This window comes from Thioclava sp. F36-6, from assembly GCF_002020305.1.
Classification (GTDB): Bacteria; Pseudomonadota; Alphaproteobacteria; order Rhodobacterales; family Rhodobacteraceae; genus Thioclava; species Thioclava sediminum.
The window spans coordinates 50,144-68,878 of sequence record NZ_MPZX01000002.1 but is presented as its reverse complement, the minus strand read 5'-3'; the positions used below and the strand labels follow the sequence as shown (position 1 = coordinate 68,878).

Annotated in this window: 17 protein-coding genes; 11 read left to right on the top strand and 6 right to left on the bottom strand. The window is 64.8% G+C overall.

From position 1 onward, the window contains the following. The first annotated feature begins 29 nt into the window (after window positions 1-29). On the top strand, window positions 30-2,033 hold the full coding sequence (locus BMI88_RS07460; protein WP_078547480.1) for an acetyl/propionyl/methylcrotonyl-CoA carboxylase subunit alpha: 2,004 nt from the start codon (window positions 30-32) through the stop codon (window positions 2,031-2,033). A gap of 95 nt (window positions 2,034-2,128) precedes the next feature. Here BMI88_RS07460 and BMI88_RS07455 read toward each other — a convergent pair whose 3' ends face one another. Next, the gene (locus tag BMI88_RS07455; protein WP_078547478.1) at window positions 2,129-2,605 is read right to left on the bottom strand and encodes a DUF4174 domain-containing protein; all 477 of its coding nucleotides are present in this window, start codon (window positions 2,603-2,605) and stop codon (window positions 2,129-2,131) included. A gap of 178 nt (window positions 2,606-2,783) precedes the next feature. Here BMI88_RS07455 and BMI88_RS07450 point away from each other — a divergent pair, with 178 nt between their 5' ends. From BMI88_RS07450 to BMI88_RS07430, 5 genes are all read left to right on the top strand, one after another. Further along, window positions 2,784-3,713 (top strand): hypothetical protein, encoded by a 930-nt coding sequence (locus BMI88_RS07450; RefSeq protein ID WP_078547476.1) that lies wholly within the window; start codon window positions 2,784-2,786, stop codon window positions 3,711-3,713. After that, window positions 3,685-5,814: a methylmalonyl-CoA mutase gene (gene scpA / locus BMI88_RS07445; protein ID WP_078542714.1), complete on the top strand. Its 2,130-nt coding sequence runs from the start codon at window positions 3,685-3,687 to the stop codon at window positions 5,812-5,814. The genes BMI88_RS07450 and scpA overlap by 29 nt, the downstream gene beginning before the upstream one ends. 230 nt (window positions 5,815-6,044) lie before the next feature. After that, the gene (locus BMI88_RS07440) at window positions 6,045-6,731 is read left to right on the top strand and encodes a TerB family tellurite resistance protein (protein ID WP_078549681.1); all 687 of its coding nucleotides are present in this window, start codon (window positions 6,045-6,047) and stop codon (window positions 6,729-6,731) included. Beyond that, entirely contained in the window at window positions 6,731-7,738 is a 1,008-nt protein-coding gene (locus BMI88_RS07435) for an endonuclease/exonuclease/phosphatase family protein (RefSeq protein ID WP_078547474.1), read from the top strand. Before BMI88_RS07440 ends, BMI88_RS07435 begins: the two co-directional genes overlap by 1 nt. Before the next feature lie 44 nt (window positions 7,739-7,782). Further along, on the top strand, window positions 7,783-8,211 hold the full coding sequence (locus BMI88_RS07430; protein WP_078547472.1) for a hypothetical protein: 429 nt from the start codon (window positions 7,783-7,785) through the stop codon (window positions 8,209-8,211). Here BMI88_RS07430 and BMI88_RS07425 read toward each other — a convergent pair. From BMI88_RS07425 to BMI88_RS07410, 4 genes are read right to left on the bottom strand one after another with little or no spacing between them, the layout of a single operon-like run. Beyond that, complete coding sequence (locus tag BMI88_RS07425) at window positions 8,208-9,758, bottom strand: Ppx/GppA family phosphatase (protein ID WP_078547470.1); 1,551 nt, start codon at window positions 9,756-9,758, stop codon at window positions 8,208-8,210. The genes BMI88_RS07430 and BMI88_RS07425 overlap by 4 nt on opposite strands. A 39-nt stretch (window positions 9,759-9,797) precedes the next feature. Next, on the bottom strand, window positions 9,798-11,963 hold the full coding sequence (locus BMI88_RS07420) for an RNA degradosome polyphosphate kinase (RefSeq protein ID WP_078547468.1): 2,166 nt from the start codon (window positions 11,961-11,963) through the stop codon (window positions 9,798-9,800). Between the two features lie 50 nt (window positions 11,964-12,013). Next, complete coding sequence (locus tag BMI88_RS07415) at window positions 12,014-12,688, bottom strand: DnaA/Hda family protein (RefSeq protein ID WP_078547466.1); 675 nt, start codon at window positions 12,686-12,688, stop codon at window positions 12,014-12,016. Between the two features lie 2 nt (window positions 12,689-12,690). Further along, window positions 12,691-13,833, bottom strand: a complete 1,143-nt coding sequence (locus BMI88_RS07410) for an AI-2E family transporter (protein WP_078547463.1) — start codon at window positions 13,831-13,833, stop codon at window positions 12,691-12,693. 236 nt (window positions 13,834-14,069) lie between these two features. Here BMI88_RS07410 and proS point away from each other — a divergent pair, with 236 nt between their 5' ends. The 5 genes from proS (at window position 14,070) to BMI88_RS07385 (ending at window position 18,341) form a co-directional block, all read left to right on the top strand. Continuing rightward, the gene (gene proS / locus BMI88_RS07405) at window positions 14,070-15,407 is read left to right on the top strand and encodes a proline--tRNA ligase (RefSeq protein WP_078547461.1); all 1,338 of its coding nucleotides are present in this window, start codon (window positions 14,070-14,072) and stop codon (window positions 15,405-15,407) included. Next, window positions 15,394-15,906, top strand: coding sequence for a hypothetical protein (locus BMI88_RS07400; RefSeq protein WP_078547459.1), 513 nt, complete (start codon window positions 15,394-15,396; stop codon window positions 15,904-15,906). The genes proS and BMI88_RS07400 overlap by 14 nt, the downstream gene beginning before the upstream one ends. Window positions 15,907-16,052: 146 nt before the next feature. After that, window positions 16,053-17,345, top strand: a complete 1,293-nt coding sequence (locus BMI88_RS07395) for a lipoprotein-releasing ABC transporter permease subunit (protein ID WP_078549679.1) — start codon at window positions 16,053-16,055, stop codon at window positions 17,343-17,345. Next, window positions 17,338-18,021 (top strand): ABC transporter ATP-binding protein, encoded by a 684-nt coding sequence (locus BMI88_RS07390; protein ID WP_078547457.1) that lies wholly within the window; start codon window positions 17,338-17,340, stop codon window positions 18,019-18,021. Before BMI88_RS07395 ends, BMI88_RS07390 begins: the two co-directional genes overlap by 8 nt. After that, entirely contained in the window at window positions 18,018-18,341 is a 324-nt protein-coding gene (locus tag BMI88_RS07385) for an ArsC/Spx/MgsR family protein (protein ID WP_078547455.1), read from the top strand. Before BMI88_RS07390 ends, BMI88_RS07385 begins: the two co-directional genes overlap by 4 nt. A gap of 91 nt (window positions 18,342-18,432) precedes the next feature. Here BMI88_RS07385 and BMI88_RS07380 read toward each other — a convergent pair whose 3' ends face one another. Beyond that, window positions 18,433-18,639, bottom strand: coding sequence for a cold-shock protein (locus BMI88_RS07380; RefSeq protein ID WP_075775516.1), 207 nt, complete (start codon window positions 18,637-18,639; stop codon window positions 18,433-18,435). Window positions 18,640-18,735 lie beyond the last annotated feature (96 nt).

Here is an 18,735-nt window from a genome sequence, read left to right as displayed (position 1 = left end):
CCTCCCGCACCGGAAGGGAAGGGCCTGACATGTTCAAGAAAATCCTGATCGCCAACCGTGGCGAGATCGCTTGCCGCGTCATCAAGTCGGCGCAGAAGATGGGGATCAAGACGGTCGCCGTCTATTCCGATGCCGATGCGCAGGCGCTGCATGTCCAGATGGCCGACGAGGCGATCCATATCGGCCCGCCGCCCGCGAACCAGTCCTATATCGTGATCGACAAGATCATGGATGCGATCCGCCAGTCGGGCGCGGAAGCGGTTCACCCGGGCTACGGCTTCCTGTCGGAAAACAAGAAGTTCGCCGAGGCGCTGGAAAAAGAGGGCGTCGCCTTCATCGGCCCGCCCTCGGGCGCGATCGAGGCGATGGGCGACAAGATCACCTCGAAGAAGCTCGCGAAAGAGGCGGGCGTGTCGACCGTGCCCGGCTATATGGGCCTGATCGCGGATGCCGACGAGGCGGTGAAGATCTCCGACGAGATCGGCTATCCGGTGATGATCAAGGCCTCCGCAGGTGGTGGCGGCAAGGGGATGCGTATCGCGTGGAATGCCGAAGAGGCGCGCGAGGGCTTCCAGTCGTCCAAGAACGAGGCGGCGAACAGCTTCGGCGACGACCGTATCTTCATCGAGAAATTCGTGACGCAGCCGCGTCACATCGAAATTCAGGTGCTCGCCGACAAGCATGGCAACTGCGTCTACCTGAACGAGCGTGAATGCTCGATCCAGCGCCGCAACCAGAAGGTCATCGAAGAGGCGCCGTCGCCCTTCCTCGACCCCGAGACGCGCAAGGCGATGGGCGAGCAGGCCGTGGCCCTGTCGAAAGCGGTGGATTACTGCAGCGCGGGCACGGTGGAATTCATCGTCGATGGCGAGAAGAACTTCTACTTCCTCGAGATGAACACCCGTCTTCAGGTGGAGCACCCGGTCACCGAGCTGATCACCGGCATCGACCTCGTCGAGCAGATGATCCGCGTGGCCGATGGCGAGAAACTTCCGATGAAACAGGAAGATATCGGCATCAACGGCTGGGCGATCGAGAGCCGCCTTTATGCCGAAGACCCCTATCGCAACTTCCTGCCCTCGATCGGGCGTCTGACCCGCTACCGCCCGCCGGTGGAAGGCAAGACCGCTTCGGGCGGCATCGTGCGCAACGATACCGGCGTCTTCGAGGGCGGCGAGATCTCGATGTTCTACGACCCGATGATCGCCAAGCTCTGCACCTGGGCGCCGAGCCGTGGCGAGGCGATCGAAGAGATGCGTCTCGCGCTCGATATGTTCGAGGTCGAGGGCATCGGGCACAACCTGCCGTTCTGTGCTGCGGTGATGGATCACGAGCGCTTCGTGACCGGCAACATCACCACCGCCTTCATCGAAGAGGAATATCCCGAAGGGTTCAACGGCGTGACGCTGGACGAGGGGATGCTGCGCAAGGTTGCGGCCGCCACGGCGGCGATGGAGCGCGTAGCCGAAATCCGGCGCACGAAGATCTCCGGCACGCTCGGCAACCACGAGCGCAAGGTCGGCGTGGATTGGGCGGTCTCGCTGCAGGATGAGGATTTCAAGCTGAAGGTGAACGCAGATCGCCATGGCTCGACCATCATCTTCGAGGATGGCGAAGAGATGCGCGTCGAGAGCGACTGGACGCCGGGCGACCCGCTGGCCGAGCTGAGCGTGAACGGTGCGCCCCTGGTGCTGAAAGTCGGCAAGATTCCGATGGGCTTCCGCATCCGGGTGCGTGGCGCCGATCTGAAGGTCCATGTCCGCACGCCGCGCCAGTTCGAGCTCGCGCAGCTGATGCCGGTGAAACTGCCGCCGGACACCTCGAAATTCCTGCTCTGCCCGATGCCGGGTCTCGTCGTGAAGATCTCGGTCGAGGAAGGCGCGGAAGTGCAGGAGGGTCAGCCGCTGGCCACCGTCGAGGCGATGAAGATGGAGAACATCCTGCGCGCCGAGAAGAAGGGCACCGTGAAGAAGATCAACGCCGAGGCGGGCGCGAGCCTTGCCGTCGACGACATCATCATGGAGTTCGAATAAGTGAGGCCCGCGCCGTGGCATAGGGAGGCCGGGCGACCGGCTCACCCCGCTACGGCGGGGCGCGATCTATTGGCGTGTGCGCATCGGGGGAGCGGTCAGAAGCCGCGCTCTTCGCGGATCTCGTCGCGCCGGATCGGCATCTTGTCGATCGAGCGGACGATCTCGCGCGCGTCCCACGGGGCGGGCTTGCGCAGGTTCACCGTGCCGTCCTTGGCGATGATGACGAGGGAAAACCCGCGCGGGCGCAGCGTGCGCCGCACGTCGCTGGCCGGATCGGGCGTGGTGTCGGTGATGACGACGACGTCCCGCTGGGCCAGTTCTGCCCAGTGGTCCTTCAGATATCGGATCTGTTCCTTGAAGGCCGGGTCGAGCGGGCTGTCGGCGAAGACCACGATGGGCCGTTTCTGCCAGACGAACGCGTCCAGATCCGCATCCGACCCATCGACCGGTGCGAAGGGGGGCGTGACCTCGGGCTCTGCCACGGCGAGATCGACGGTGCTCTCTTGGGCTGCGACCGCAAAGGGCGTCAGCGCAAGAAATGCAGCGAGTCCAAGGGATAATAGACGGGTCATGGGCTCCTCTCTCGTTCCTGATATATGCGCGCGAGCCCCCTCGCACCATGCCGGACCGTGCGAATTTTCGCCAAATGCGGCCTTTAAGCGCGCAGCAAGGACTCGCGGTGCAGACTGGCGCCGGGTTTTCGGGGCCGCGGCGGGGTGCCGCTTGGACCCGGGGCCGTGGGGGCCGGGCATGGATGTCATTCTGCATATCGGGGCGCATCGCACCGCGACGACGACGTTTCAGGCGTGGATGCTGCAAAACGCCGACGCGCTGGTTGCAGGCGGGATCGCCTATTGGGGGCCGGACCGGACGCGGGCGGGGCTGTTCTCGGGGCTGGTGAAGCGCCCCGATCTGGTGACGCCCGAGGATGGGGCGGCGCTATCGCGGCTGCGAACCGCGCTGGCGTTCGAGCTGGACCGGCTCGCCGATCAGGGGATGCGCCATCTGGTGATCTCGGAGGAGAACCTGCTGGGCGCGATGCCGCAATGCGTGGACATGCTGACGCTCTACCCGGATGCGGCAGGACGGCTGGAGCGCGCGCGGCAGGTGCTGGGCGAGCATCTGGGCGGCGTGGCGCTGTCGATGCGGCGCTATGATATGTGGTGGTCCTCGGTTTTGTCGGTAATGGCGGGGCGGGGCGCTGGGCTGCCCGATGCGCGCGGGCTTGCGCGGCTTGCCGATCATCCGCGCGGCTGGCCGGAGGTGATCGCGCAGGCGCAGTCCGCGCTTGGGGCGCCCGTCACGGTCTGGAGCCATGAGGCGCTGGGGGCGGAGCCGCAGGCCCAGCTTCAGGCGCTTGTGCCGGGCGAAGGCCTGCCTGCCGGGCTGTTCGATGCCCGCAAACGGCGTAACGCGGCTCCCGGCCGCGCGGCGCTGCGTGAGGGGCTGATCCGCGCCGGGCACCGCGTCGCGGCGGGGCCGGGACGCTGGATGCCTTTCGATCAGGTGCAGCGCGCGCAGATGACCGCCCGCTATCTGGAGGATCTGACCTGGCTGCGCCGCGCGCCGCCGGGACTGAATTTCGTGGAAATGACGGCCGAAGACGCGGGGAAGACACCCGCCGCGGCGACAGTGGAAGAAGGATTTGGCCATGACGGACAAGAAAGAGGACTGGCGTAAGCTCGCCGAGAAGGAACTGCGTGGCAGGCCGTTCGAGGACCTGACCTGGAACACGCTCGAAGGGATCGCGGTCAAGCCGCTTTACACCGAAGAGGACGTGGAGGGGCTCGACCATCTGGGCACCATGCCGGGCCTGTCGCCCTTCACGCGCGGGCCGCGGGCTACGATGTATGCGGGCCGTCCGTGGACGATCCGGCAATATGCGGGTTTCTCGACCGCCGAGGAGTCGAACGCCTTCTACCGCAAGGCGCTCGCCGCCGGGCAGCAGGGCGTGTCGGTGGCCTTCGACCTCGCCACCCACCGCGGCTATGACAGTGACCATCCGCGCGTCGAGGGCGATGTCGGCAAGGCGGGTGTGGCGATCGATAGCGTCGAGGACATGAAAATCCTGTTCGACGGCATTCCGCTCGATCAGATTTCGGTCTCGATGACGATGAACGGCGCGGTGATCCCGATCCTCGCCAACTTCATCGTCACCGGCGAAGAGCAGGGCCATGACCGCAGCGTTCTGTCGGGCACGATCCAGAACGACATCCTCAAGGAGTTCATGGTCCGCAACACCTATATCTATCCGCCCGAGCCTTCGATGCGGATCATCGCGGATATCATCGAATACACCTCGAACGAGATGCCGCGCTTCAACTCGATCTCGATCTCGGGCTACCACATGCAGGAGGCCGGCGCGAACCTCGTGCAGGAGCTGGCCTACACGCTGGCGGACGGGCGCGAATACGTGCGCACCGCGATCAAGGCGGGGATGGATGTCGACAAGTTCGCGGGCCGTCTGAGCTTCTTCTTCGCGATCGGGATGAACTTCTTCATGGAGGCCGCCAAGCTGCGCGCGGCGCGCCTGCTGTGGAGCCGGATCATGGAAGAGTTCGAGCCGAAGAAGCCGCAAAGCTCGATGCTGCGCACCCACTGCCAGACCTCGGGCGTCTCGCTGGCCGAGCAGGACCCCTATAACAACGTGATCCGCACGGCGTACGAGGCGATGTCGGCGGCGCTTGGCGGTACGCAGTCGCTGCACACCAACGCGCTGGACGAGGCGATCGCGCTGCCCACCGAGTTCTCGGCCCGGATCGCGCGCAACACGCAGCTCATCCTGCAGGAAGAGACCGGGATCACCAACGTGGTCGATCCGCTCGCGGGCTCCTACTACGTCGAAAGCCTCACGGCGGAACTGGCCGAGAAGGCCTGGGAGCTGATCGAGGAAGTCGAGGAGATGGGCGGCATGACGAAGGCCGTGGCCTCGGGCATGCCCAAGCTGCGCATCGAGGAGACGGCCGCCCGGCGTCAGGCGCTGATCGACCGGGGCGAGGATGTCGTGGTCGGGGTGAACAAGTATCGCCGCGAGACTGAGGACGAGCTGGATATTCTCGATATCGACAATGCGAAGGTGCGCGACAACCAGATCGCGCGGCTCGAGAAGATGCGGGCCAGCCGCGACGAGGCGGCCTGCGAGGCGGCGCTGACGGAACTGACGCGCCGCGCCTCCGAGGGTGGCAACCTGCTCGAAGCGGCGGTGGAAGCTGCACGCGCCCGGGCCTCTGTGGGAGAGATTTCGATGGCGATGGAAAAGGTGTTCGGACGTCACCGCGCCGAGGTGAAGACTTTGGCTGGTGTCTACGGCGCGGCCTATGACGGCGACGAGGGCTTCGCCCAGATCCAGAAGGACGTCGAGACCTTCGCCGAGGAAGAGGGCCGCCGTCCGCGGATGCTGGTGGTGAAGATGGGGCAGGACGGTCACGACCGCGGCGCCAAGGTGATCGCGACGGCCTTCGCCGATATCGGCTTTGACGTCGATGTGGGGCCGCTGTTCCAGACGCCGGAAGAAGCCGCCCAGGACGCAATCGACAACGACGTGCACGTGGTCGGGATTTCGTCGCAGGCGGCGGGTCACAAGACGCTGGCACCGAAGCTGATCGAGGCGCTCAAGGAGAAGGGCGCCGAGGATATCATCGTGATCTGCGGCGGCGTGATCCCGCAGCAGGATTACGACTACCTCAAGAAGGCCGGTGTGAAGGCGATCTTCGGGCCGGGGACCAACATCCCGCTGGCCGCGCGCGAGATTCTCGACATCGTGCGTCAGGCGCGGGCCTGAGGGCGCGGGGAGGTGGCACGGGCGAGGGGGCTCTGCCCCCGCGCTGACGCGCCCCCCGGGATATTTTGACCAAGGCGAAGTTCGGGCTTTGCTTTGAGTTTGAGCGGCGCGCGGGGGAACTCTGCGCGCCGCCAGTCATTTCAAAACATTACAACGATTTAATCACAGGGCGGATTTGCGCGGGTGCATTTCTGCCGCAGCGCGGCTAGACTTGAACCATGGACAAGCCCATCTCCCTTTGGTCGCGTATAGCGCAGGCGCTCTCCGCTCTCGGGCGGGGGGAGGCGCTGTCGACGGTCTTCGACAATCTCCGCCAGCCGCCGGAACGCTCGGTCGCTTTCACCATCGCGGTGATTGCGCTGGGGGCGAAGATGGCGAAGGCCGACGGGCAGGTCACGCGCGACGAGGTGGCGGCGTTCCGGCGCATTTTCCAGATTCCGCCGGAAGAGGAAGCCAATGCCGCGCGCGTCTTCAACATGGCGCGCACCGATGTAGCGGGCTTCGATGCCTATGCCCGCAAGATCGCCAATATGTTCGGCCCCGGGGCAGATGTTCTGAAGGACGTGCTCGAAGGGCTGTTCTTCATCGCGCTGGCCGATGGCGATTACCACGAGGGCGAGGATGCCTTCCTGCTGGAGGTCGCGCGGATTTTCGGGCTGGAGGAATGCTGTTTCCGTGCGATGCGGTCGGCCTTCGTGGAAGATGCCGATCCCGATCCGTGGACCGTGCTGGAGGTCGAGCCGGGTACGCCGCTCGATCAGGTGCGCAAGGTCTGGCGCAACAAGGTGCGCGAGGCGCATCCCGACCGGGCGATTGCGCGCGGTCTGCCTGAGGAAGCAGTGCAGCTCTCCGAGGCGCGGGTGATCGCGCTCAACAAGGCCTGGGAGGAAATCCGCGCCAGCCATGCGGAGGCGTGATGCGGATCGCCACTTGGAATATCGAGTGGTTCAACAGCCTTTTCGCGCGCAACGGGACGCTTCTCGACGATAGTGAATGGTCGGCGCGCTACAACGTGACGCGCAGCCAGCAGACCGGCGCGATCGCGATCGTGATGAGCGCGCTGGAGGCCGATGTGCTTCTGGTGGTCGAGGCGCCCGACGACAATCATCGCCACAAGACGGTGGATATGCTCGAAGGCTTCGCGGAGCGGTTCGGGCTGCGCCAGCGTCGCGCGCTTCTGGGCTTTTCCAACGATACCCAGCAGGAACTGGCGCTGCTCTACGACCCCGATGTCGTAACGGCGCGGCATGATCCGCAAAGTTCGGAGGCGTGGCCGCGCTTCGATGGCAGCCTGCGGATCGACCTCGATATCGATGCGCGGATGGATACGGTCACCTTTTCCAAGCCACCGCTCGAAGTCACGCTGGGAACGCAGAGCGGGGAAGTGCTTCGGCTGATCGGCGTGCATGTGAAGTCGAAAGCCCCGCATGGCGCGACGAGCCTCGAGACAGCCACCCGCATGGCGATCGAGAACCGGCGCAAGCAATTGGCGCAGTCGATCTGGATCCGGGGCCGCGTGGAGGAGCATCTCGCGGCGGGCGACAGCCTGATCGTGCTGGGCGATTTCAACGACGGTCCCGGGCTCGACGAATACGAGAAGCTGTTCGGGCGCTCTGGCGTGGAGATCGTCGCGGGCGAGGGCGGCCCGGAAGCGGAGCGGCTGCACGATCCCCATGCGCGGCTGTCGAAAGCGCATCACACGGCCGCTGCGCCGAGTTCCGCGCGGTTCTACCTCGTCGATCAGAAGCAGTATTTCTCGGCCATGCTGGATTATGTGATGCTCTCGCCCGATCTGGCGGCCCGGGCGAAGAAATGGCGTATCTGGCACCCGTTCGACGACCCGCATATCTACCGCGTGCCCGAATTGCGCGAGGCGCTTTTGCAGGCCTCGGATCATTTTCCCGTCTCGGTCGATATCGACTGATCGGGGGCGTGATTTTCGCGCCGCTTCAGCGTAGGATCGGAGCTATGAAACAGCCGCTCGTCATCGCTCTCTCGCTCGCCCTTCTGGCAATGCCCGTCTCCGCGCAGGAGGAGGGCGGCCACGCTGGCGGCGATGTCGATCGCGGATTCTCCTTGCTGCAGGAGGGCGCGCAGTCGCTGTTTCGGGGGCTCATGGGTGAGATGAAGCCGCAGCTCGACGAGATGCAGAAAGGCTTGGGGGAGGCTGCGGCCCAGTTGGGGCCGAAGCTGCGCCAATTCCTCGCGCTGGTCGATGATATGGCAAATTACGGTGCGCCCGAGCGACTGCCCAATGGCGATATCATCATGCGGCGCAACGCGGATGCGCCGCCGCCGCCGCCCCTGATGACCGAGCCGCCGGAGGACGCGCCGCAAAAGGACGCGCCGAACCAGGGCGGGCCCATCGAGATCCCGGAGGGCGGGATCGAGCTTTAATCCGTGATGATCGGCTCGGCCTTCAACGCATTCGCAAGCGAGCGGAAGCGGGACTCGGCGACCTCGCCCATCAGCGCCTTGCCGCGCTTGGTCAGCTTCAGTTCCAGCTCGCCCTTCTTGGCCGAATATTTCAGCTCGCCCGCATCGGCGGGGCTGTGGGTCGCGAACATCGAGCCGAAGCGCATCGCCTTGCCCAGAACCTCGGCCTCCTGAATTTGCTCTTCCGTCAGCAGCGGCAGGAACGGCTCCAGCCGCGATCCGCCGCGCGAGTTCTTGTAGCGGTGCAGCAGCGCCACGCCGAGCCAGATCCGCTCGGGGTGGGACATGGCGGAATAGTTCGCGCGGGTGACGTTCTCGAAACAGGCCTCGGCGCGGTAATCGGGATGGGTGCGCCACGTCGTGTCATGCAGCAGGCAGGCCGCACGGACGAGACGGAATTTCTCGGGCGGAAGGGGCCCGAAGATCGGCTCGATGAAGGCGTGGAGCTTCTTGCCGAAGCCGGGCATCCGGCTCATCACGCGCTCGGTATGGCGCGCGGCTTCCACCAGCGGATCGCGGCGGCGCAGCCGTTCGGGCATCTGTTCGTAAAGCAGCCCTTCGCGGATCCCATAGGCAGAGACGTCGATCTCCTTGGGCTCGAAGGTGGCGATCAACTCGCGCAGCACCTGGCTTGCCAGCGGGACGAGTTCCATCCGCGCCGAGGAGGTGCCGGTTTTCGCGCGCAGCTTCTCCATGTCGGATTTCCCGATCCACTCGATCGTCTCGCCCAGCTCGTCGGGCTTCATCCGGTATTCGTGCTGCACGAGGAGCGGATAGTCGCGCCGCTCCATGTCGAGACGTGCGATGGCGCGCCACGAGCCGCCGACGAGGTAGATGCGTTCGTGCTCGGTGCCGACCTTCTCGGCCAGCTCCTGCATCGTCGCCTGAATATGGGCGGTGATCGCTTTCTTGCCGCCGGAGATCTGCTGCAGGCGGAAGGGGCCAAGCTGTGAGGTGGCGCGACGCCAGACCTTGCCGCCGCGAATCTCGGCCAATTCCATGGAGTTGCCGCCGATATCGCAGACGAGGCCTTCTGCCTCGGGCCAGCCCAGAAGCACCCCTTGCGCCGAAAGCCGCGCCTCTTCGAGCCCGTCGACGATATGGACCTTGAGGCCGGTCTCTTTCTCGATCTTGCGGTGAAACTCGGGGCCGTCCTCGGCATCGCGCATCGCGGCGGTGGCGACGCAGGTGAGCGGGCCGATGTCCATCCCCTCGGCAAGCGCGGCGAAGCGTTTGAGCGCGGTCAGGCCGCGTTCGCGGCCCTCGGGATTGAGCCTGCCGGTTTCCGCCAACCCTTGGCCGAGACCCGCCATGACCTTCTCGTTGAAGAAATAGGCGGGGCTGCGTGCCGCGCCGTCAAAGACCACCATCCGGATCGAGTTGGAGCCGATATCGACGACGCCGACGCGCGAGAGCGCGCGCACGGATGGGTCATCGAAGAGAGGCTGGCCGAACGGATCCCAATCGTCGCTGTCATCAACTGCCGGCGCCGCTTTGTCTTTGCTCATCTGCCCGTCCGTTCGAGTCGTTCGCACCCAAAGCTAGGGCTAGTCGAAGCTATGGGCAAGTTCGGGAACGTCGCTTGCCCCAGCGGAACCCCGGCCCGAGAGCGAGGGATATTCCATAAAGAACCGGTGGCAGGAGAACAGGTCCTCGCGGTCGTCGGGCAGATGGCGGATGAACTTGCCGTCGGGCTGCAAAATCCAGCTTTGCGCCTCGTCGGCCATGTTCGCCGCCATGATCTGGCTGACGATCTGCGCTTTCACCGTGGGGTTCTTGGCCTCCACCAGCGTCTCGACCCGGCGATTGAGGTTGCGCCCCATCCAGTCGGCGGAGGAGAAGAACACCCGCGCGTCATTCGACGGCAGGGCGTGGCCATTGCCGAAGCACACGATGCGCGAATGCTCCAGGAAACGCCCGACGATGGATTTGACGCGGATATTCTCGGACAGGCCCTTGATGCCGGGACGGATGCCGCAGATGCCGCGGATCACGAGCGAGATTTTCACCCCCGCCTGCGAGGCCCGGTAGAGCGCGTCGATCACGTCGGATTCGATCAGCGAATTCATCTTCGCCCAGATCGCCGCCGGTTTGCCCGCCTTGGCGTGCTCGATCTCGCGGTCGATCAGGTCCAGCAGGCGCGGCTTCAGCGTGATCGGCGAGATGGCGAGGTTCTCAAGACCCTCGGGCTGCACATAGCCCGAGAGATAGTTGAAGACCTTCGTTGCATCGCGCCCCAGCGCCGCATCGCAGGTGAAGAAGCTCAGATCGGTGTAAATCTTCGCGGTGATCGGGTGGTAGTTGCCGGTGCCGTAATGGGTGTAGGTCACCAGCTGATCGCCCTCGCGGCGCACGACGGTCGAGATCTTGGCGTGGGTCTTGTAGTTGATGAAGCCATAGACGACATGGGCGCCCGCGCGCTCCAGACGGCGCGACTGGCGGATATTGGCGGCCTCGTCGAAGCGGGCTTTCAACTCGACCAGAGCGGTCACCGATTTGCCGTTCTCCGCCGCCTCACACAGCGACGACACGACGGGGCTGTCTTTCGACGTCCGATAGAGCGTCTGCTTGATCGCCAGCACGTTGGGATCGTTCGCCGCCTGATCGATGAAGCGCACCACCAGATCGAAGGTCTCGTAGGGATGGTGCAGAAGGATGTCCTTCTGCTTGATCGCGGCGAACATGTCGCCCTCGTGGTCCTGCACGCGTTCGGGCACGCGTGGGGTGAAGGTCGGCCAGAGCAGATCGGGCCGCTCGTTCAGGATCAGTTCCTTCACGTCGGCAATGCCGACGAGACCCTTTTCTTCGACGACCTCGTCGGGATCGACATGCAGTTCTCGCATCACCAGCGCCTGCAGGTCCTCGGGTGCGCCGGGAGAGACCGACATCCGGATAACCTGCCCGCGGCGACGGCGCTTGAGCGCGGTCTCGAACTCGCGCACGAGGTCTTCGGCCTCGTCCTCGACTTCCAGATCGCTGTCGCGCAGCACCCGGAACGAGCACGAGCCCACATCCTTGTAGCCCGGGAAGAGCGAGCTCAGATGCAGCATCAGAAGCTGTTCGAGCGGCAGGAACCGCGCCTCGCCCGGCAGACGCACGAAGCGGTCGATCTGCGCCGGGATCGGCAAGAGCGCCTGCAACCGGCGCTGATCGCTTTCGCGTTCCAGCTCCAGTGCGAGGCAGAAGCCGGTATTCGGGATGAATGGGAAGGGGTGCGCCGGATCGATCGCCAGCGGCGAGAGCACCGGGAAGACGTTGTTGAGGAAGTGATCCGAGAGGAAGTCGAGATCGCGCTTGGTCAGCCGCGAGCGGCTTACGACATGGATGCCTTCGCGCTCCATCTCGCGCTTGAGCGCCGACCACGTCGCCTGCTGCGTGTCCATCAGCCGCCGGGCATTGGCGTTGATCTTCTCCAGTTGCTCGGCCGGGGTCAGCCCGTCATCGGAGGCGTTCACGTTGCTTTCGCGCACAAGCTCCATAAGGCCCGCCACGCGCACGGTGTAGAATTCGTCGAGGTTCGTGGCCGAGATCGACAGGAAGCGCACGCGTTCCAAGAGCGGCACACGCGGATTGCGCGACTCTTCCAGAACCCGCCAGTTGAAGGCCAGCCAGCTCAGTTCCCGGTTGAAGAACCGGCCCGGTCCGCTGATCTCCGACTCGGGCAGTGTGATCGGCGTGGGGAAGGGGGTCTTGAGGAAATCTGCTTGGGTCATGGCGCGCTTATCGTTGGATTTTGTAATGGCTCCGTGACAGTTTGCGCGGCTCAGTCGAGACTGTCCAGAACCTCCGCCGCCAGTCTTTGGGTGATCGCACGGCGCTGCGCCAGAGCCTGCCGATCGAGCGCCGCGACCAGTTTGCGCGCGGTCGCCAGAGAGCGGTCCATCCGCGTGACCAGCCAGCCGATCAGGTTCGGCGGCACGGTCAGTTGCCGGTCCGAGAACAGCTTCACCAGCACGGCCGCCAAGAGCGCGTCATCAGGGGGCGTGATCCGCACCGTCGCGGTCGCCTCCATCCGGCTGATCAGATCGGGCAGGGTCATCCCCCAGTCGCGCGGCGGCGTGCGCGCGGTCAGCAACAGCCGCCCACCCTCGGCCTGCATCAGATTGTGCAGGTGAAACAGCGCGCGCTGGCCCGCCTCATCCGCGCCGATCCTCTCGGCCCGTTCGATCACGGTCGCGCCCTTGGCGACGAGGGCAGGGGCCATCTCTTCGGTCAGCTCGCGCGCGGGCAGGATGTCGGCGCCCTGTTCATCGGCCCAGATCGTCGCGAGATGCGTCTTGCCCGCGCCTTCCGGCCCGATCAGGATCATCCGGCCCAGCGGCCATGTTTCGGGCGCATCGAGGGTCGTCACCGCCAGCGCATTGGCTGGCGAGATGAAGAAGTCTTCACGCCCCTGCGCGGAACGCAGGTGCAGCGGGAAGGTCAACTGCTCGGCCATTCTCAGCTCTCGTGTTCGGTCGTCTCGGTCGCGCCCGTCACTTCCCCGGTCTCCTCGTTGATGAGAGAGATCGGCGAATGGGCTGTCGGCTCGCGCTCCGTTTGCCCTCGGTAAAGCGCCCCTTGCAGATATTGGTCGATGAAGAAGCGCGCAACCACTCCGATCACCGCAGCGACGGGAACGGCGACCAACATACCAACAAAACCGAACAAAGTGCCGAAAGCGGACAGTGCGAAGATCAGCCAGAGCGGATGCAGCCCGACCGAATCGCCCACCAGTTTCGGGGTGACGAAATTGCCTTCGAGAAATTGACCGAGCACGAAGATGCCCGCGACGATGCCGATATTGAACCACTCGCCCCAGAACTGGAACAGCGCGAGGCCGATGGCGAGCGCGCCGCCGATGATCGCGCCGATATAGGGGATGAAGGTCAGCGCGCCTGCGACCGAGCCCACCAGCAGCCCGAAATCGAGCCCCGCCGCCATCAGCGCGATCGCGTAGAAGCCGCCGAGCACGAGGCAGACCGTGACCTGACCGCGCACGAAGCCCGAGAGCACCCGGTCGATATCGCGGGCGATGGTGCGGATCGTATGGACGTGATCGCGCGGCAGCCAGCCGTCGACCTTCGCCACCATCCTGTCCCAGTCGAGAAGCATGTAGAAGGCCACGACCGGCACCACGACGATGAAGATGATGACATTCACCAGTGTCATTGCCGAACTCAGCAGGGTCGCGGCCAATTCACCGCCCCGCGCCTTGATCGCGGTGCCGAGCGTATTGAGCGTGTCGTTCACGACCGAGTTTTGCAGGAGATTGGGGAAACGCTCGTTCAGGAAGGCCTGCAACGAGGCCAGAAGATCGGGGGCGAGGGCGACGAGCTGTCCCATCTGCCGCGCCAGCATCGGCACCACGGCCAGCGCAAGGATCACGAAAATCAGAACCGTCACCAGCCCGATGATCGCGGTCGAGGCCGCGCGGCTAAGCCCCAGCTTCTCCAGCCGGTCGGCCAGCGGGTCGAGGAAATAGGCGATCGCGCCACCCATGATGAAGGGCAGAATGACATTGCCCAGCCACCACAGCGACAGGATCAGCACCAGAGCGGCGACGGACCAATAGGTGACTTGCTGGCGGGCAGGCAGAGCCATGCGCGGTCCTTTGTCAGTGATGCGTTCGCTCTAACGTGGCGAAATGCGGTGGGAAATCAAGTGCGGGCGCACGCGCCCCTTCCTCTTGGCGGAAATATCCCGGAGGAGGCGCGGATGCGCCGGGGGCGGAGCCCCCTCATAGGCGACAGTCGCAACCTGCGCCACCATCTTGCCCAACGCCCCCGTTTCCTCTAGGCCAAACCCAACGTCTGACACCAACCCTCGAAGGACCGCTCATGCGCCTGTCCCGCTATTTTCTTCCCGTTCTCAAGGAAACCCCCGCCGAGGCGCAGATCGCCTCGCATCGGCTGATGCTGCGTGCAGGTATGATCAAGCAGCAGCAGGCCGGGATCTATTCCTGGCTGCCGATGGGCTTCAAGGTGCTGCGCCGGATCGAGCAGATCGTGCATGAAGAGCAGGCGCGCGCCGGCCATCTCGCGATCCAGATGCCGACGCTGCAATCTGCCGATTTGTGGCGCGAGTCGGGCCGCTATGACGGCTATGGCGAAGAGATGCTGCGCATCACCGACCGTCAGGGGCGCGATATGCTCTACTCGCCCACGGCCGAGGAAATGGTCACCGACATCTTCCGCGCGCATGTGTCGAGCTACAAGCAGCTGCCGCTGACGCTCTATCAGATCCAGTGGAAATTCCGCGACGAGATCCGCCCGCGCTTCGGCGTGATGCGCGGCCGCGAATTCCTGATGAAGGACGGCTACAACTTCGATCTGTCGAAGGAAGACGCGCTGCACGCCTATAACCGCCATCTCGTCAGCTATCTGCGCACCTATGAGCGCATGGGCCTGCAGGCGATCCCGATGCGCGCCGATAGCGGCCCGATCGGCGGCGATTACACCCATGAATTCCTCGTGCTGGCCGAGACGGGCGAGTCGGAGGTCTTCTATGACAGCGAGATCACCGATCTGACCTTCGGCGACCGCGAGATCGATTATGACGACGTGGCGCAGTGCCAGAGCGTGCTGGAAGAGTTCACTTCGCGCTATGCCCGCACTGACGAGACCCATGACGAGGCGGCCTTCAACGAGGTCCCGGAAGAGCGGCGCCGCGTCGCGCGCGGCATCGAAGTCGGTCAGATCTTCTATTTCGGCACGCAATATTCCGAGGCGCTGGGCGCGAGTGTCCAAACCCCGGACGGTTCGAAAGTCCCGGTCCATATGGGCTCGCACGGGATCGGCGTGAGCCGTCTCGTCGGCGCGCTGATCGAGGCGAACCACGACGAGAAGGGCATCATCTGGCCCGAGGGCGTGACGCCGTTCCATGTCGGTATCGTCAATCTCAAGCAGGGCGATGTCAGCTGCGACAGCGCCTGCGAGGCGCTCTACCGGGCGTTCCTCGATCACGGGCTCGACCCGCTCTATGACGACCGCGAAGAGCGCGCAGGCGCGAAATTCGCCACCATGGACCTGATCGGTCTGCCGTGGCGCATCACCGTCGGTCCGCGCGGGATCGCGGCGAACAAGGTGGAACTGACCTGCCGCCGCACCGGCGAGAGCGAAGAGATGCCGGCGGAAGAGGCGGTCGAGAAGATCGTGGGCATCTATGAAGGGCTTTGATCTGATCTTTGCCGCCAGCGCGGTCGCGACGAGCCTGCTCGCCGGGCCCGCTTTGGCCGAAGGCACGGGGCAGGGTCTCGTGCCGTGGTCGAGCGACGCGCTCGGCATCTCGGCGAAAGTGCCGCAGGGCTGGACGTCGGACGAGATGCCGGGGGGCGGGATCCTGTTCTCTGCCCCCGATATCGACCCTCACAAGACCGCCCATGTCGCGCTACGCGCCCATGCCGATCAGGGGGCCGACCTCACGGTGGCGCATGAACAACTTCTGCACACGATCCTGCTCGATGGCGATACGGTGCTGTCGGATGATGTGACCGAGGACGGGTTCGCAATCCGCTCCAAGGACTCGTTCGGCAAGGTGACGCTGCGCAAGACCCAGCGGCTCGATTGCGCGGGTGGGGCGGTGCTCGCCTCCGTGCAGACCGATTACCCCGCCGATCTGGCCGAGGGCATGGCGCCGCTTCTGGCCGATGTGCCCGGCACGCTGGGCTGCAAATAGGGGGCTCTGCCCCCGCCCGTTCCGGGCTCCCCCGGGATATTTCGACCAAGCCGAAACAGGCGCGCTCTCGCCGCTATGACCGGGCGCAGGCTTGACCTTTCGACCCCGCCGCGCCAGCTTGCGCCGAATTTTCGTGGATGGAGCCGATGGCCGCACGCACTGCCCCGTTTTCCCGTTTCGAGTTCATGATCGCATGGCGCTATCTTCGCGCGCGCCGCGCCGAAGGTGGCGTCTCGGTCATGACATGGATTTCCCTGATCGGCATCGCGCTTGGCGTCGCCGCCCTGATCGCGACGCTTGCCGTGCGCGCGGGCTTCCGCGCCGAGTTCGTCTCGACCATCGTCGGCTCGAACCCGCAGATCACCGTCTATTCCGCGCCGATGGAAGTGGCCGAAGGCTCGGGCGTCTATTCCAAGCTGATCCGCGACTATGCCGAGCGCACCGAGCGGATCAAGGCGATCCCGGGCGTGGTGAGCGCCGCGCCGGCCGTGCGCGGACAGGCGATGGTCAGCTTTGGCGACCGCTCCAACGTGGCGGATGTCTACGGGCTCGCGCTGTCGGACCTGAAGAACATCCCCAATATCGCGCATTCCGACGACGCGCAGGGCGATATCGACAATTACGGTGAAGGCATCGCGATCGGCATCGGGATGGCGCGCGATCTGGGCGTGACGGTGGGCGACACGGTCAAGGTGATCTCGCCGAACGGGGCCAAGACGCCGTCCGGCACGAGCCCGCGGGTGAATGCCTACAAGGTGTCCTATGTCTTCTCGGCCGGGCGCTACGACATCGACCAGACGCGGCTTTATATGCCGTTCAAGGAGGCGCAGGGCTTCTTCAACCGCGAGGGCGGGGTGGACGAGATCGACGTGGATGTCGCCGATCCGGAAGGCATCGCCGAATGGGAGCCCGCGATCATGGATGCGAGCGGCAAGGGCACGCTTTTGTGGACGTGGAAGGACGCCTCGTCGAGCTTCCTGCGCGCGCTCTCGGTCGAGGATAACGTGATGTTCATCATCCTCTCGATCCTCGTGCTGATCGCTTCGATGAATATCACCTCGGGGCTGATCATGCTGGTCAAGAACAAGGGCCGCGATATCGGTATCCTGCGCACGATGGGGCTTAGCGAGGGCTCAATCCTGCGGGTCTTCTTCCTGTGCGGGGCCTTTACCGGGGTGATCGGGACGCTGGCCGGTCTGGGAATCGGGGTGCTGTTCTCGGTGAATATCGACCACGTCATGGGCTTCGTGAACTGGCTCAATGGTGGCGATGCCTGGGACCCGTCGATCCGCGGCATCTATCATCTGCCAGCGAAATTGCAGCCCTGGGACGTGACCAAGGCGGTGGCGCTGTCGCTGACGCTGAGCTTCATCGTGACCATCTTCCCGGCGCGCCGTGCTGCGCGCATGAACCCGGTGGAGGCGCTGCGCTATGAATGACGTGCTGATCTGCGAACAGTTGGAAAAGTGCTACAACCGGGGCAAGCCGAACGAGATCACGGTGCTCAAAGGTCTCGATCTGACCATTCCGAAAGGGCAGGTCGTGGCGCTTGTCGCGCCCTCGGGGGCGGGGAAATCGACGCTTCTGCATATCGCGGGGCTGCTGGACACGCCCGATTCCGGGCGGGTTCTGATCGATGGCGAGGACCTGAGCGGCGCGCGCGATGGCAAACGCACGGCGGCCCGGCGCGAGAAGCTGGGCTTCGTCTACCAGTTCCACCACCTGCTGCCGGAGTTCTCGGCGGTCGAGAATATCGTGCTGCCGCAGCTGGCCAATGGCGTCAGCCGCAAGGCTGCGGAAGAGCGGGCCAAGGACCTGCTGAGCCGCGTCGGTATGGCGGGTCGGATGGATCACCGCCCCTCGGCGCTTTCGGGGGGCGAGCAGCAGCGTGTGGCCTTCTGCCGGGCGCTCGCGAACGGGCCGAGCCTGTTGCTGGCCGACGAGCCCACGGGCAACCTCGATCCGGCCACCTCGGATACGGTGTTCGACGTGCTGATGGGGCTGGTGCGCGAGACGGGCCTGTCGGCGCTGATCGCGACGCATAACATGGAGCTCGCCGCCAAGATGGACCGCGTGTTGCATCTCGATAACGGCGCGCTGGAGGAAGGGATATGATCGTTTACGGGATTTCGACCTGCGACACGGTGCGCAAGGCGCGCAAAGCGCTGGAAGCGGCCGGGCGCGACGTGGAGTTCCGCGACGTGCGGGCGGAGCCTCTGACGGGGACCGAGGTCGCGGAGTTCGAGGCGGCCTTCGGCGACAAGATCGTCAACCGCGCCTCCACAACGTGGCGCAACCTGCCCGAAGGCGAGCGCGAGAAGCCCGTCGCCGATCTGCTGGGCGAACATCCCGCGCTGATGAAGCGCCCGGTGATCCGCGAGGGCGACAAGCTGACGCTGGGCTGGGCGAAGGCCACGCAGGCCGCGTGGCTCTGACCGGACACCCCTTCGTCATAGGCTGAGACAAGAAAACGGCGCGCATCCTGCGATGCGCGCCGTTTCAAATCCTTACCGTCCGATCACCCGATCAGAGCAGGACCAGATCCGATGCCGAGGAGCGGCCGTCGCGACCCGACTGCAGCTCATATTGGATCTTCTGATTGTCATCGAGCCCCTTGAGACCCGCACGCTCGACAGCAGAGATGTGCACGAACACGTCCTTGCCGCCTTCGTCGGGCGCGATGAAGCCGTAACCCTTGGTAGAATTGAACCATTTCACGGTGCCAGTGGCCATTACCGTCTTCTCCTTCGTAGTCTCCCGGCGCGATATTGCGTCCGGGCCGTGCAGCCAGTCTCTTTCGGGTCTTCCGGCTGCCTTTTTCAGAAGCGA

Coding starts and splice junctions, on each gene's coding strand:
- BMI88_RS07420 (WP_078547468.1), bottom strand. CDS start 11,963: ATGACCCAAGCAGATTTCCTCAAGACCCCCTTCCCCACGCCGATCACA.
- BMI88_RS07430 (WP_078547472.1), top strand. CDS start 7,783: ATGAAACAGCCGCTCGTCATCGCTCTCTCGCTCGCCCTTCTGGCAATG.
- BMI88_RS07455 (WP_078547478.1), bottom strand. CDS start 2,605: ATGACCCGTCTATTATCCCTTGGACTCGCTGCATTTCTTGCGCTGACG.
- BMI88_RS07390 (WP_078547457.1), top strand. CDS start 17,338: ATGAATGACGTGCTGATCTGCGAACAGTTGGAAAAGTGCTACAACCGG.
- BMI88_RS07415 (WP_078547466.1), bottom strand. CDS start 12,688: ATGGCCGAGCAGTTGACCTTCCCGCTGCACCTGCGTTCCGCGCAGGGG.
- BMI88_RS07410 (WP_078547463.1), bottom strand. CDS start 13,833: ATGGCTCTGCCTGCCCGCCAGCAAGTCACCTATTGGTCCGTCGCCGCT.
- BMI88_RS07425 (WP_078547470.1), bottom strand. CDS start 9,758: ATGAGCAAAGACAAAGCGGCGCCGGCAGTTGATGACAGCGACGATTGG.
- BMI88_RS07395 (WP_078549679.1), top strand. CDS start 16,053: ATGGCCGCACGCACTGCCCCGTTTTCCCGTTTCGAGTTCATGATCGCA.
- BMI88_RS07400 (WP_078547459.1), top strand. CDS start 15,394: ATGAAGGGCTTTGATCTGATCTTTGCCGCCAGCGCGGTCGCGACGAGC.
- BMI88_RS07385 (WP_078547455.1), top strand. CDS start 18,018: ATGATCGTTTACGGGATTTCGACCTGCGACACGGTGCGCAAGGCGCGC.
- proS (WP_078547461.1), top strand. CDS start 14,070: ATGCGCCTGTCCCGCTATTTTCTTCCCGTTCTCAAGGAAACCCCCGCC.
- BMI88_RS07435 (WP_078547474.1), top strand. CDS start 6,731: ATGCGGATCGCCACTTGGAATATCGAGTGGTTCAACAGCCTTTTCGCG.
- BMI88_RS07450 (WP_078547476.1), top strand. CDS start 2,784: ATGGATGTCATTCTGCATATCGGGGCGCATCGCACCGCGACGACGACG.
- BMI88_RS07380 (WP_075775516.1), bottom strand. CDS start 18,639: ATGGCCACTGGCACCGTGAAATGGTTCAATTCTACCAAGGGTTACGGC.
- scpA (WP_078542714.1), top strand. CDS start 3,685: ATGACGGACAAGAAAGAGGACTGGCGTAAGCTCGCCGAGAAGGAACTG.
- BMI88_RS07460 (WP_078547480.1), top strand. CDS start 30: ATGTTCAAGAAAATCCTGATCGCCAACCGTGGCGAGATCGCTTGCCGC.